Genomic DNA, 12,312 nt, shown 5'->3' with positions numbered 1-12,312 from the left:
CCGGGCACCCTACCGGCGTGGCCGATTGCTACGCGGGTGCGGCGCGCTCCACGATCGCGGCAGTGCCGGCGCCTGCGGGCAGGGTGCCGAAGGTGTGCCCCCACTCGCCGCCCAGGCGGCTGGCGCAGAACGCGTCGGCCGCGGCCGCCGGGGCGTACCGGACCATCAGCGAGGCCTGGAGGACGAGAGCCATCCGCTCGGCCGTGCGGCGGGCGCCCTGTTCGTCCGGCGCCTCCTTCAGCCCGCTGACTGCCCCGGCCAGCCGGCGGTCGGCTTGAGCGGCCGGGGTGACCTCGGCCAGGAAGGCCTCGAGGCTGTCGGGTTCGCGGTGCAGCGTACGCAGAATGTCGAGAGCCTGGACGTTGCCGGAGCCCTCCCAGATGGAGTTGAGCGGCGCGTCCCGGTAGAGGCGCGGCAGCCCCGAGTCCTCGACGTAGCCGTTGCCGCCCAGGCACTCGAGCGCCTCGCCGACCACGGCGGGCTGCCGCTTGCACACCCAGAACTTGCCGACCGCCACCGCCAGCCGCTGGAACGCCTGCTCGCCGCGGTCGACCGCGCCGGCCAGCCGCATCGCCAGCAGGGTGGCGGCCTCGCTCTCGAGCGCCAGATCGGCCAGCACGTTCCGCATCACGGGCTTGTCGGCCAGCACCCCACCGAACGCGGACCGGTGCCGCGCGTGGTGAACAGCCTGGTTGAGCGCGGCCCGCATGCCCGACGCCGATCCGGTCACGCAGTCGAGCCGGGTCATCGCGACCATCTCGATGATCGTGCGGACGCCCTGACCCTCCGCGCCGACCAGCCAGGCCACCGTGTCGTCGAACTCGGGCTCGCTGCTGGCGTTGCTGCGGTTGCCCAGCTTGTCCTTGAGGCGCTGAATGCGGAACGTGTTCCTGGCGCCGTCGGGCAACACGCGGGGGACAAGGAAACACGACAGCCCTTGGGGAGCCTGGGCAAGCACCAGGAAGAGGTCGCACATGGGCGCGCTGGTGAACCACTTGTGCCCGCGCAGCCGCCACGTGCCGTCACCCGCCTCGGTGGCGCGGGTGGTGTTGGCCCGGACGTCCGAGCCCCCTTGCTTCTCGGTCATCCCCATGCCGGCCAGCAGGCCTTTTTTCGCCGTGGGTGTCCGCAACCCGAAGTCGTACGCCTTGGCCGTGAGCAGTGGCTCGTAGGCGGCGGCCAGGTCGGGCGCGTGCCGCAGCGCCGGGACGACTGCGTACGTCATCGAGATCGGGCACGAGTGCCCCGCCTCCACCTGCGACCAGAGGTAGAGCCCCGCGGCCCGGGCGACGTGCGCCCCTTCGCGTGTGTCGGCCCAGGGCGCCCCGGCCAGCCCTTCCCCGACGGCAACCTCCATGAGCCGGTGCCACGACGGGTGAAACTCGACCTCGTCGACGCGATGCCCGTACCGGTCGTGCGTGAGCAGCCGCGGCTCGTACCGATTGGCCTCCTCCGCCCACCGCTGCGCCTCAGCCGTCCCCGCCAGCTTCCCCAGCCGATGCAGGTCGCCGACCGCCCAGCTTGCGCCCTCGCGCTCGACCGCCCCCAGCAACCCCACGTCAGCAGCGACGTCATAGTCCACCAGCAGCGGCGCCTGGTTGAAGACCTCATGCGTCATCCGGCCAATCTACCGCCGGGTAACTTGCCGGCACCAGCACGCCCGCCCGGTTGTTTCAAGACCGCGGCACTCGACGCCATGACCTCCGGTGCCCGGGCCGCAACCTCCTCCCGTCCACCGGCGACCGTGCTCGCGACCTGGAATACGTGTCGATGGAGCAGCGGGTCGCGGCGACTGGCGAGGGCCGGATCGTCCGCGACCGTTGGTCGACACGTGTGCCACTCGACCATGCCTGCCCCCGGCCGAGCTCCGGCTGAGATTCCGGAGGGCGGTCAGGCGCAACCGCAGCCGAGCGGCATGCTTCTCTCACCGGAAGCCCCAGCGGCTGTAATCGGTGTGGGCGCGGCACAGCATTGCGGTCGGGCAAGATGTCTATCCGCTGGTGGGTTTGCGGTGAGCCAGAGCCCTTCGCGTTACGGACCCGTACCGACATCCTTACCACGCTCGGGCTGCTTTCCGGAGGTGGTCGCGGACGCGGATGACGTCGGGGTTGGTGTCAGCGCCGGGGCGTTGTGCCAGGAAGAGGGTGTTGAGCGGAGGTTCGTCTGGGTCGTGGAGCAGTGCGAGGCGGCCGGAGTCGAGGTATTCCTGGCAGAGCGAGCGTGGCAGGACGCTGTAGCCGGCGCCAGCGTTGACCGCGGACAGGACGGCGTAGAGGTTGGGCACGGTGACCGCGGCCGTGGTGGCGAGCTGTTTGCCGAGGACGGTGCGCCAGTAGCGGCGGACGATGGGCAGGTCCTCGGCGTAGGTCACCAGGGGGACGTCGTGCAGGGCGGTGCACAGGCCGGCGGGTTCGGGCGGGCCGATGCGGGCTGCCCAGGCGGGGTTGGCGACCAGCAGGTATTCCTCGTCGGCGAGCGGGATGGATTCCAGGACCCGGCCGCGGGGCCGCCGTGTGGTGATGACCAGGTCGTGGCGGCCGGTACGCATCTCCTCCAGCAAAGGCTCGGGCAGGCCCTGGGTGACGCGTAACTGGAGGCCGTCGGCGACGAGTCCGGCGAGGGCGGGCAGGACCCGGACGCACAGCAGTTCGGAGGGTCCGGCCAGGTGCACCGGCGCCGTGATGGTCTTGGTGTGTTCGAGGGCGGCCAGCGCGTCGAGCGGGGCGGCGAGGTGCCGGGCGAGTTCGTGGGCGTAGGGCGTCGGTTCCATGCCGCGGGGTAGCCGGGTGAACAGGCCACGGCCGGTCTGCTGTTCCAGGGTGCGGATCTGAGTGGTCACCGTTGACTGGGACAGCGCGAGCCGGGGTGCTGCCGCGGTGAGCGTGCCGGCCCGGTACACGGCGAGGAAGGTGCGCAGCAAGTTCAGGTCCGCCCGCAAGGGAAGTTGTCCGGCTGCTGGCGCCGGCATCTCCGATCCGGGGGCGGCTTGAGGATGCATGGCCTACACCGTAGCGGAAAGACATATTGTTTTTCCGATTTCAGAAATCGATGTTTCCATTGGCGTGGCGATGGTTCTGTTGCCTACCTTGATCGGTGTCGCCAGGTGGCGGCGAGGCGCCGGAGACGAGTACTGGAGTTCCCATGGCGAAGCTGCAGGACCGGCTGACCGAGGCCAGCCTGACCGTGACGTCCGGCAGGCCGTAGGCGCCGCACGTCGAAATCGACCGCAGCGTCGTCACCGGCGAGAACCCCGGCCTCGGCCGGCCCGGTCGCCGCCGAACTGCGCAAGACCCTCGCCTAAACACATACTCCAAGATCCGAGAGGCTGACCTCTGATGACTGTGCCGGCCGGCCCGGCGTCACCGCCGACCAGCGCGCCCAACTCGACGACCTGGCCGCGATGTTCGGGATGATGTCGGCGATCTCGGCGTTCATCGCTCTGTTCGTGGTTGGCAGTACGTTCGGCTTCGTCGTGGCCGGCCGCCAGCGTGAGCTCGGCCTGCTGCGCCTGGTCGGCGCGACGCCACGGCAGGTGCGCCGGCTCCTGCTGGGCGAGTCCGTCGTCGTCGCGGCCGCGGCCACCACGGTCGGTGGTCTGCTCGGCACAGCGTTCGCCCCGGCCGTTCTCTGGCTGGTGCGGGCCATCGGGATCACCACGCTCGACCTGCAGGCCCCGAGCCCGTGGATCGCCTGGGCGGCCGCCGCACCCACCGGTGCGGTAGTCGCGCTCCTCGGAGTCTGGCGATCCTCGCGCCGCGCCGCCCGGATCACCCCCAGCGCGGCCCTGCGGGAGGCCACGATCGAGCGAACCCGACCCAGCGTCGCCCAGTTCGTCGTCGCGACCCTGTGCTTCGGCGGCCTGGTGGCCGCTGTGGTCTTCTCCGCCGACCCTGCCGCCGCTGTACGCGCTGCTCGCCTCCATCCTGCTGCCCGAGGTGGTCGTGATCGGCCTGATGAGCATCGGCCCCGCCGTCATCCCGCGGCTCGCCGCCCTGCTCGCCCGCCCGTTCATCAACCGGGATGTGACGGCCCGGATGGCCCGCGACGAGGTGCGCGCCGCCACTCGCACCACCGCCGCGGTCGCCGCCCCGGTTGTGGCCATCTCCGCGATCGCGGGGTCACTGCTGCTGTCCCTCAGCTTCATCATCGACTGGACAACCGCGCAGGACCGTGCCCGGCTGCACGCGCCACTGGTCGTCGAGACGGGGGTCCGGCCGCAGCCGCGTCGGTCGCGTCCGATCAGACCGTCGCGGTCGCCGACGTACGCCGACAAGCAACGCTTCAGCGCGACGAGAACGGCCGTCCCGGCGGACCCGACCAGTTTGAGATCATCAACCCTGCCACCGCCTCCGCCTCCCGGGGCCTGGCCGCCGCCCGAGGCACTCTCGATGACTTCCACGGACGCGTGGTCGCCGTGACCGCCACGTGGCTCAGCGACTCCGGCATCGGCCTGGGCGACATGCTCCCAGTCTGGATCGACGGCAAGCGGGTCCCGTTGCGGGTCGTCGCCGTCCTCCCCGACGCGCCCGACCTGTACGCCGAACGCGTCATCCCGGCCGGCCTGCTCCCGGCCGCGAGCGATCGTGCCACCGGGACGGTATTCGTCGTCCCCCGCGCCGATGCCGCCACGGCACGCGACTCCCTCCAGCGCACGCTGGCCGGCACCGGCAGCCGGATCCTCGACTCCGACGACTGGATCGACGCCATCGCCGCGCAGACTCGCCGGGCCAACAACCTCGGCCTGACCGTCCTGCTCGGACCCGCCGGCCTCTACGCCGCCATCGCGATGGTCAACGCCACCCTCATCGGCGCCTCCCACCGGCGCCGGCAACGCGACCTCGTCCAACTCCTCGGCGCCATCCCGGACCAGGTCAGGCGAACCGCCATCTGGCAGGCGGTGTTCGTCTGCGGCACCGGCCTGCTCCTGGGCAGCGCCACCACCGCCCTGCTGGGCGGGCTGGTGCGTCGGGCCATCACAGCCGACCTGGCCGGCTTCGCCGCGCCCATCACCATCCCATGGCTCCCACTGCTCGGCATCGGCCTCACCTGCCTGCTGCTCACCGTGGCCGCAGCAACGGCCGGCATCCGTACGCGAAAGCCACCAAGCCATGCCGACGACCCGGCCTGACCGCCAGGAGCCGACCACCATGATCGATACCCGAGCCTCGTACCTCGCGGACCGATCGAGGAAGCGGGGCCTGACGGCATTCCTGCTGATCTCGTTCGGCGTTGCCTGGGGCTGGGAAGCGACGGCCCACCTACTGCTCGGCTGGTCGCTGGTGAATCCGCTGGTGCAAGCGCCGGCCGCGTTCGCGCCGGCAACCGCGGCGCTGGTGGTCCGACGCTGGGTCACCCGCGAGGGCTTCGCGGACACCGACTCCCGCCTCCGGCTGCGTCCCGCCTGGCGGTACTATCTACTGGCCTGGCTGGGCCCGCTCGGCGTCGCCACTGTGGTGGTCGGCGTCGCCGCGGCATCCGGGCTGTGGGAGCCGTCCTTCGGTTCATTGGCGGACTTGATTCCCGGCGTTCCCGTCTGGTCGGTACCACTGCTGCTCTGCGTGGCAACTTTGATCGTTACCCCCGCCCTCTGGGGCGAGGAGTACGGCTGGACTGGCTACCTACTGCTGCGCATCCATCCCGCCCACCCACGCCGCGCCGCGCTATCAGTCGGCCTGATCGCCGCGATCTGGCACTATCCGCTCGCCCTGCTCGGCTACGCCGACTACCGGAATCTGGCCCTAGGCCTAGCCGGGTGGACAGTATGGGTCATGTGCCAAGAGGTCCTCCTGGCCTGGCTGCGGGCCCGCAGCCGCAGCATCTGGCCGCCCTGCCTGGCGCACGCCGGTAACAACTTCATACTGGTCCCGCTCACCACCGCGCTGCTGCTCGACCACGGCGACTTCGGACAGCACGGCATTCAGCTGCTCGTAGTGTTGGTCCTGATCGCCGTCGCGGCCGCGCCGCTCCTCCAAGCCGACCGGCAAGAATGAGGTGCGGCCCGCTTTACCTGCACGTGCAGGGCTTGCGGGACGCGCTGATGCGGCGGTCGCGCCGCGCCCGCGGCAAGACCGCCTCCGAGCCGTTGATGCGCGAGTTGGAGGCACGCCCGTGACGGTCAGGCATGCGGGCTGAGGCCCCCCACGAGTGCGCAGCCACCGTGGCGTACATGGACGCCGTCTCGCCGATAACCTGCCCACCCGCGTACGGCCTGACCCGCACGAATCCACAAAGAGATGACGCTGTCCGAGTCGAGAAGTACCCCGTCGGACCGCCACGAGATCAGCCGCCACGAGGTCGGCGACGAGCACATCCCGTCGGCCAGCGGCGCGCTCAGCGCGTTGGTGAACGCTCAGATGTACATGGCCAACGGCGACACCTTCCACAAACCTCGAGGTCACCAAGGAAGGCGCCGAATGGCGAATCTGAGACTACCGGTAAAGGGCCAAGTTCAAGCCGGAATGGGGAAGTGAATTGCTCATAGGGACATTCGCTCTTCGTCGAAATCCGGAACCGCTGCCCCGACGCATCGATTGCGGCAGCTTCGACGAACGCCGGTGTCGTTGCGGCCGGGTCGACGGTGAGGGCATGCCCGGCGTAGAAGCCCGGTCCGATGATGCCGTCGAAGTCACCTCCCAGGTCGAGATGGTCCTCGGCCGTGTGGTCGCCGAGTCGGAGACTCGACAGCAGGACGAGTGGCGCTTGGATCTCCTGCCCGGACCCTCCGCCGGCCGCTCATCGATTTGCCGGTCTGGCGTACGTCGTCTCGCGCCGCCACTGCCGACGACACAACCGTGATGCCGATGCCGGTGTCCACCAGGAAGCGGTACCGGCTGCCGCCAACCTGCACCGGAACCCGGACGGCGTGGTTGAAGCGGTCGAGTCGAATCACCAGGCGATCACGCTAGTCACGCTTCCATCAGGTGGGATTCTCCCGGCCGAAAATGGGAAGCGAAAGGGCCCGTGACCCTCGTTTCCGCAGGTTACGGCCTTTCACCTGCTGTGCGCCCGCAGGGAATCGAACCCCTATCCTTCGGTTTCAGATGATGATCAACTAGCATCCGGCGATGTTCTACGCACGCCTTTATGCCCGGCGGTTCTTCTGTGCTCCGCTGCCGGACGTGCCCGAGTTCGACGCAGAGCGGGCCATGACCGACCGAGTCCTGCAGGAAGCTCAGCACCTGGTCCGGCGCGGCAATTGGCAGGCTGCCCGTGACACGATCGAGGAAGCTGGCGACAACTGGGAGTTGCGAGGCCGCCGTATCGCGGCGTTCGGCGACCTTGCGGTGGTCGACGACAGCTGGCTGTACGCGTGGCTGCGGGCGGAACCGTCGGATCCGGCGGCTGTGCTGCTCCAGGCGGCAACGCTGCGGACGCGGGCGGGCAAAGCCCGCGGCGGTGCGTCGGCCGCGAATACCACCGCCGAACAGTTCGCGGACCACCACGCGCTGTCCACGGCGGCCGCAGAGGTCGGACGGCGGGCAATGGCCTTTGCCGCCCCGAATGATCCGGTGCCGTGGGCACAGGTGCTGGACACGATGTTCGGCGACCACCAGACCCGGGAGTCTTCCTTCGACGAGGTGTTCGACGAGGGGCGGCGCCGGGACCCGTACAACTTCGATCTGCATCTGACAGCGATGAGTCTGCACTGTCAGAAGTGGTTCGGCTCCCACGAGCTGATGTTCGCCACCGCCCGGAAGGTGGCCAGCTCGGCACCGCCAGGCGCGAACGTGCTGCTGTTGCCGTTGCTCGCCCATATCGAGTACGCGATGCGCGAGTTCTCCTGGGGTGAGAACGCCAAAGACAACAAGTCGCTGAAGCGGTGCCGGAAGTACTTCCACCGCGCTCAGGTGCAACAGGAGATGGACCATTGGATCGCCAAGTGGCGGGCCGGAATCCCGAACCCTGGCCGGCTCACGACCTGCCTGCACTGGCTAGCCATCTACTACACGATGTCGGGACGCCAGAAGGAGGCCAAGGCCGTCTTCGACGAGCTCGGGCCCTACGTAGTTCCCGCAGTGGCATGGGCCTTCTTCTATCCCGATCGAGAGTACGGCTACTTGACCAGTTGGTGGTGGGCTAACGGGATCCACTGAGCCTCTTCCGGCCTTCCAAAACGCACCGGCGGTCTGCGGGTTGCCCGTGGTACGCGGGCCGCCGCGGTCAGCGCGACGATCAGCGGCATTTGAGGGCGCTCGGCTGGCCGGTGATCGGTATCCACGGGGGGCAGCGTTCGCTACTGTCGTCGCTGCCTCTCAGCCAACGACATTCGATTCCTCCCCGAGTACACCGAGGAGATTCGCAGTGCCATCGAGCGCGATCTGTCACGGCTGCACGACCAACTCCCGGGACGCCCGATCCTCGTCGTTACCTATTACCCGGTAGTCCAGCTCTCGGAGCGCGCCTCCTTGCTCAACCAGTGGATCGCCGACACCGCGAGCCAACTGGGTTTGCAATACGTTGATGCCATCCGGCGGGTGATTGACGGCAACGACGATCTGCTCTGCGACGACGGCATCCATCCCAACGACGACGGCCATCGCGCCCTCGCCGACGCGATCCTTCCCGCCTGCCGGACACTGCGCCTGCAGACATGAGATTTGATCACTCGACGAGCGTCGGGGTGCGTAGTCCGCTTCCCGGCATGATCGAGTGCGCTGTCATCGCACGAGCGTTCGTCACGCCGCATGACGGCTCGCTGCCGGCCGTCGCGCGCGGTCGGCCGCATGAGAGTGCGCGCCGGGGTCGCTCAGCCGCCAGTCATGACCGCTCTCTCGGAGCGCCGCGCTCCCACCAGTCGTGTGGTGGCTGCTCCTGAATCATGGCCGCAGCAATCTCCACCTGGAAGTAGTTGCAGTACTTCCACAGTTCCTTCGCCGCTCGCGAATACTGGAAGAGAATTCGATCCACGTCAAAGGCGTCAAGCTCGCCGGCACGGTAGCGATCGACAGCCTCACCAACGCGTGCGACCAGGTCTCCCAACTCGGCTTGGTGATACTCAGCGACCACCGAGCGCGCTGCTCGCCGTTTCGACTTGTCTGACACGAGTACGAGGCTACTCAGAGTCGCAGACCCCAGGCTCGTAGCAGGGCACGCTGCGCGTCCGTCAAAGGATGCCGCTGGCTGTACCGTTCGGGGAAGGCGAAGCTCACCAGAGCGCCCCAGCCGCTATCGAAGCCGGTCCAGGAATCCTTCCTGACAAGACCGCAGGCCTCTGCGACGATCGCGGCAAAGTCCGATGCGGTCCGGATTGCCGCAGCGACCAAGTCACCTCGGTAAAGTCCTGGGGGCGGTGGTTCGGCAAGCGCGGCACGAATCAGTTCCTGACTGCGTGGATCGTCCTCATGGATCAAGGCCGCTCGCAGCCGGACCGCGGGCTCCGGGTCGGTCAGCAGCCCGCGCACACTTACGCCGAGCTCGCCCAGGCAATACACCCAGGTCTCTCGCGGCCCTGGGGCACGGGTCGCGAGGTCCGCAACGAGAACCGCGAGATTGCCTCGCTCATCCGCCAAGGGCGCCATCTTGGCGATAGCTACAAGATGGGTCGCTCGGGAAGCAGCGTGGTCCGCTGGGAGGAACTCAAGCAGCGGGAGCACCACTGGGTATGCAGCAGCGACGGCGTCAGCCAGGTCCGGTAATGCCGCAGCGAAGTAGTCGTGGCCGGCCAAGGCCGTCACACTCCGGGCCGCGTCACCGAGAAATTGCAGCAGGTATTCGATGGTCTCCGGGTGTGCGCGCCCTTCGGCGAGCAACTCGGTCACAGCCCTGACCGCGGGCGCGGTCGCTGTCCCAGGGAACCCCTGGTGCAGTACCGCGACGTCAAGGTGCTCCAGCGCCGCCCGACGCGCCCTGACATCACCGAATTCCAGAGCATGCAGGTGCGCCGGCATGTCTGTCGCCCGCCCGTACGCCTGCTGTAGTCGGCCCCACTCAATCGCCACCATCTGTCTCCACGCCGTTGATCCAACCGCCGCCGCTGACACGCCATTGCTGAGCTTCTCCAGATCAGGTGCGCTCGCCGGCCATCAGCACGTGTAACTGACGTGTGCAGACGTAACACCGCGACGAGCGATTCAGGGCAGATCCGGACAACCGCCTGGGGAGAGATATGGCGCTCAATGTTCGATCAGCCGGTCATACGGCGTGCCCTCAGGCGTGAAGATCAGGGTGAAGTCCTCACCCGCCTCGGTGGCGACCCTCACCAGCCGAGCCAGAACCTCAGCTTCGGTGGGAAGTCGCAGGCCCAAAGCCGCGGCCGCACGGTCTCGCCGAGCCGCCAGGTCTGGCATGTCCTCCCGATACTCGGCGCCCAGCCTGCGGCTCTCCTCAGCGGTGAATGCCCGGCAGTCGCGCCACCAGGGCGCAACCAGGAGGAGCTGCATCAACTGCTCCAGGCCGATCGCGACCAGGGCCGCGCCGCCCTCAGAATCCGCATACAGGACCGGACGTTCCTCGCCGCCGTTGCCACAGAAGAAGTACGTCCCCCCGGCTCCATCACCCGCGAAGCCCTCAAGGCCCGCACCCGATGCAAGGTGGACGTCCTCGCCATGGTCCTTCCGGTCCAATTCGAAGTCGCCCGGCCAGGCCAGGAAGCTGGCAGCCTCGCCGTTCTCGACTATGGCGGTGATCAACGATTGCATGCGCGACAATTTAGCCGCCAGGACTGACCGTCTCCAGGCGGCACCGCAGCTGCAAGGGCCGATCATGAGCGCTCTACACGCACTGATCTCGGGAGTTCAGCACGTTGGGCAGGGCAGGCAGACCGACTACCGAGGGCGACGGGCTGCCCGGGCGCCGGCCGACTGCTCGAAGACGACGAACTCGGCGGCCGGTGTGCACGATCGGCGGCATGAGAGTGTGCTTCGCGGTCAGGCCGACGGTTTGCCGGACGACGTGTTGCCTCCGGGCGGCCGTTAGGGTCGGACCGTGCGATACCTGACTCGCGGCTTTGCCATAGGCGCTCTCAACCGAGGACACCCAGTAGAGCAGTTTCTGGGCTCTGTCGATGCGCCCGCCGGCGTTCGAGCCGTTCGCTGGGCCACGGTGTGGCAGAGCCAGCTCGGCTACGAAGCCTGGTCTTACGATATCGAAGACTTGGACGACGATCAGTTTCTGGATCTGATGGAGTTCCCACCTGTGGGTTCCGACAGCGACGACGGGCCAGGTGCGGTCTTCTTGGGACGCGTCGACGATCCGGATGAAGCCCTCCGGCTGGCGGAGGAGGGCGTCAGGGCTTCACCTGCCCGTTGGGTTAACCATGGCGTGGCGGGCAAGGACTATGCGGATCTGGTGCGAGCGCGGCGCAACGGTCAGGAGTGGCCGACAGCTTGATCTCCAGGTACAAGCTGTCGGTGGCAGATGAGCGCGCGTCGGAGTTCTGCTGCCCGGTTCGATCATCCACGTCCACGAGGGTGAGCCAAACCGACGGTATCGGCGCCCTCTCGTCGGATGTCCGGGTGGTCAGTGCTGGCGGGTCGGTGACGCGCCGTGACGGGCGATCGCGGCAGAAGCGGAACCTGACCATGTCCCTTGTGAGCAAGCGGGCAGTGGCTCGCTGGTCGGGACAGCGTGTCGGTCGGTCAGCTCGGTGTCTGCGGGAACCGGAGGCGCTGCCGTGCGGTCTGATGAGCATGAGTGTCCGACGGATCGGCTTGGTGTTCGTGGCCATCGTCGCAGGGGCAGCCTGCTCAAGCGGCTCCGGGCGTGCGCCCTACCTCACCCAGTCGGCCAGTTCCTGTCCGGCGGTGGAGGTGCTGGGCGGGCGACCCTCCGCAGATCCGTTGCCCACGGACTTCCGGCCGGTCTCGGCCGTCCGGTGCACCTTCCGGCTGACCATTCACCAGTCCGCAGCCTCGCCTTCGTCCGGCTTCGCCTGGGGTGCCGCACAGCGCTCCACCGGTCCGTTCGACGACCTCGTCCGGGCGCTGCACCTACCGCCGCAGGAGCAGGACGGCGAGCCGGTGTGCACGGCCGATTTCGTCATGCCGGTGTTGCTTGCGCTGACCGACGCCTCTGGCAACACGCTCGTGCCGGCCCTGCCGGGCACGGTGTGCCGCACCCCGCTTCCTGAGGTGCGGGCTGCGCTCGACACGCTGACCTGGATGGAGATCGCCCACGGGGAGTGAGTCGGTCAGGTGCCCGGATCGCAGATCAGTGCGTCGGCAAAGTGAGCAGGTGGTAAATCCTGGTGACGGCTGAGACGATGTCGCCGTGACCGAAGTGGCCATCGAGGTAGTTGATCTCCTTCGAGGGTGCCGGAGACACGAACCCAAGCCTCACCGATGACACCGTGGAGGCCTACCAACGCGAGTCGCG

The 12,312-nt window shown here is 68.3% G+C and carries 13 protein-coding genes and 2 pseudogenes; 8 read left to right on the top strand and 7 right to left on the bottom strand.

Annotated elements, in window-relative coordinates; genetic code table 11:
* Positions 1 to 28: 28 nt before the first annotated feature.
* The 3 genes from LXN57_RS13455 to LXN57_RS13445 form a co-directional block, all read right to left on the bottom strand.
* Positions 29 to 1,618: an acyl-CoA dehydrogenase family protein gene (locus LXN57_RS13455; protein ID WP_251798416.1), complete on the bottom strand. Its 1,590-nt coding sequence runs from the start codon at positions 1,616 to 1,618 to the stop codon at positions 29 to 31.
* A gap of 435 nt (positions 1,619 to 2,053) precedes the next feature.
* A complete protein-coding gene (locus LXN57_RS13450) occupies positions 2,054 to 2,998 on the bottom strand; it encodes a LysR family transcriptional regulator (RefSeq protein ID WP_251798415.1) in 945 nt (314 codons plus the stop codon).
* A gap of 40 nt (positions 2,999 to 3,038) precedes the next feature.
* Positions 3,039 to 3,239: a hypothetical protein gene (locus tag LXN57_RS13445; RefSeq protein WP_251798414.1), complete on the bottom strand. Its 201-nt coding sequence runs from the start codon at positions 3,237 to 3,239 to the stop codon at positions 3,039 to 3,041.
* Positions 3,240 to 3,400: 161 nt separating this feature from the next.
* Between LXN57_RS13445 and LXN57_RS48310 the strand changes: the two are divergent.
* The 4 genes and pseudogenes from LXN57_RS48310 to LXN57_RS13425 form a co-directional block, all read left to right on the top strand.
* Positions 3,401 to 3,715 (top strand): annotated as a pseudogene (locus tag LXN57_RS48310) (FtsX-like permease family protein); the annotation flags it as partial.
* 238 nt (positions 3,716 to 3,953) lie between these two features.
* Positions 3,954 to 4,418, top strand: coding sequence for a hypothetical protein (locus LXN57_RS13435; RefSeq protein ID WP_251798412.1), 465 nt, complete (start codon positions 3,954 to 3,956; stop codon positions 4,416 to 4,418).
* Complete coding sequence (locus LXN57_RS13430) at positions 4,415 to 5,128, top strand: FtsX-like permease family protein (protein ID WP_251798411.1); 714 nt, start codon at positions 4,415 to 4,417, stop codon at positions 5,126 to 5,128. The genes LXN57_RS13435 and LXN57_RS13430 overlap by 4 nt, the downstream gene beginning before the upstream one ends.
* Positions 5,129 to 5,147: 19 nt before the next feature.
* A complete protein-coding gene (locus tag LXN57_RS13425) occupies positions 5,148 to 5,990 on the top strand; it encodes a CPBP family intramembrane glutamic endopeptidase (protein WP_251798410.1) in 843 nt (280 codons plus the stop codon).
* A 635-nt stretch (positions 5,991 to 6,625) separates the two neighbouring features.
* Here LXN57_RS13425 and LXN57_RS48305 read toward each other — a convergent pair.
* On the bottom strand, positions 6,626 to 6,847 hold the full coding sequence (locus LXN57_RS48305; RefSeq protein ID WP_369077278.1) for a hypothetical protein: 222 nt from the start codon (positions 6,845 to 6,847) through the stop codon (positions 6,626 to 6,628).
* A 217-nt stretch (positions 6,848 to 7,064) separates the two neighbouring features.
* Between LXN57_RS48305 and LXN57_RS13420 the strand changes: the two genes are divergently transcribed.
* Positions 7,065 to 8,093, top strand: a complete 1,029-nt coding sequence (locus tag LXN57_RS13420) for a hypothetical protein (protein WP_251798409.1) — start codon at positions 7,065 to 7,067, stop codon at positions 8,091 to 8,093.
* 168 nt (positions 8,094 to 8,261) lie between these two features.
* Positions 8,262 to 8,594 (top strand): annotated as a pseudogene (locus tag LXN57_RS13415) (SGNH/GDSL hydrolase family protein); the annotation flags it as partial.
* Between the two features lie 163 nt (positions 8,595 to 8,757).
* Here the strand turns inward: LXN57_RS13415 and LXN57_RS13410 are convergent.
* The 3 genes from LXN57_RS13410 to LXN57_RS13400 all read right to left on the bottom strand — a co-directional run bounded on the left by LXN57_RS13410 (position 8,758) and on the right by LXN57_RS13400 (position 10,637).
* A complete protein-coding gene (locus tag LXN57_RS13410) occupies positions 8,758 to 9,042 on the bottom strand; it encodes a hypothetical protein (protein ID WP_251798408.1) in 285 nt (94 codons plus the stop codon).
* Between the two features lie 14 nt (positions 9,043 to 9,056).
* Positions 9,057 to 9,758 (bottom strand): hypothetical protein, encoded by a 702-nt coding sequence (locus LXN57_RS13405; RefSeq protein WP_251798407.1) that lies wholly within the window; start codon positions 9,756 to 9,758, stop codon positions 9,057 to 9,059.
* Positions 9,759 to 10,112: 354 nt separating this feature from the next.
* On the bottom strand, positions 10,113 to 10,637 hold the full coding sequence (locus LXN57_RS13400; RefSeq protein WP_251798406.1) for a hypothetical protein: 525 nt from the start codon (positions 10,635 to 10,637) through the stop codon (positions 10,113 to 10,115).
* A 286-nt stretch (positions 10,638 to 10,923) separates the two neighbouring features.
* Between LXN57_RS13400 and LXN57_RS13395 the strand changes: the two genes are divergently transcribed.
* Together LXN57_RS13395 and LXN57_RS13390 are read left to right on the top strand one after the other, a co-directional pair.
* Positions 10,924 to 11,328, top strand: coding sequence for a hypothetical protein (locus tag LXN57_RS13395; protein WP_251798405.1), 405 nt, complete (start codon positions 10,924 to 10,926; stop codon positions 11,326 to 11,328).
* Between the two features lie 323 nt (positions 11,329 to 11,651).
* The gene (locus tag LXN57_RS13390) at positions 11,652 to 12,122 is read left to right on the top strand and encodes a hypothetical protein (RefSeq protein ID WP_251798404.1); all 471 of its coding nucleotides are present in this window, start codon (positions 11,652 to 11,654) and stop codon (positions 12,120 to 12,122) included.
* The last annotated feature ends 190 nt before the right edge of the window (positions 12,123 to 12,312 follow it).

Origin of the sequence: Paractinoplanes hotanensis, assembly GCF_023717965.1 — a bacterium.
GTDB classification, from domain to species: domain Bacteria; phylum Actinomycetota; class Actinomycetes; order Mycobacteriales; family Micromonosporaceae; genus Actinoplanes; species Actinoplanes polyasparticus.
The sequence above is the reverse complement of the archived record's forward strand: the minus strand, read 5'-3'. Positions and strand labels throughout refer to the sequence as shown.

What these genes read in the sequence shown, in the direction of transcription:
- LXN57_RS13455 (WP_251798416.1), bottom strand. Translation starts at nt 1,618, where the DNA reads ATGACGCATGAGGTCTTCAACCAGGCGCCGCTGCTGGTGGACTATGAC.
- LXN57_RS13450 (WP_251798415.1), bottom strand. Translation starts at nt 2,998, where the DNA reads ATGCATCCTCAAGCCGCCCCCGGATCGGAGATGCCGGCGCCAGCAGCC.
- LXN57_RS13435 (WP_251798412.1), top strand. Translation starts at nt 3,954, where the DNA reads ATGAGCATCGGCCCCGCCGTCATCCCGCGGCTCGCCGCCCTGCTCGCC.
- LXN57_RS13425 (WP_251798410.1), top strand. Translation starts at nt 5,148, where the DNA reads ATGATCGATACCCGAGCCTCGTACCTCGCGGACCGATCGAGGAAGCGG.
- LXN57_RS13420 (WP_251798409.1), top strand. Translation starts at nt 7,065, where the DNA reads ATGTTCTACGCACGCCTTTATGCCCGGCGGTTCTTCTGTGCTCCGCTG.
- LXN57_RS13400 (WP_251798406.1), bottom strand. Translation starts at nt 10,637, where the DNA reads ATGCAATCGTTGATCACCGCCATAGTCGAGAACGGCGAGGCTGCCAGC.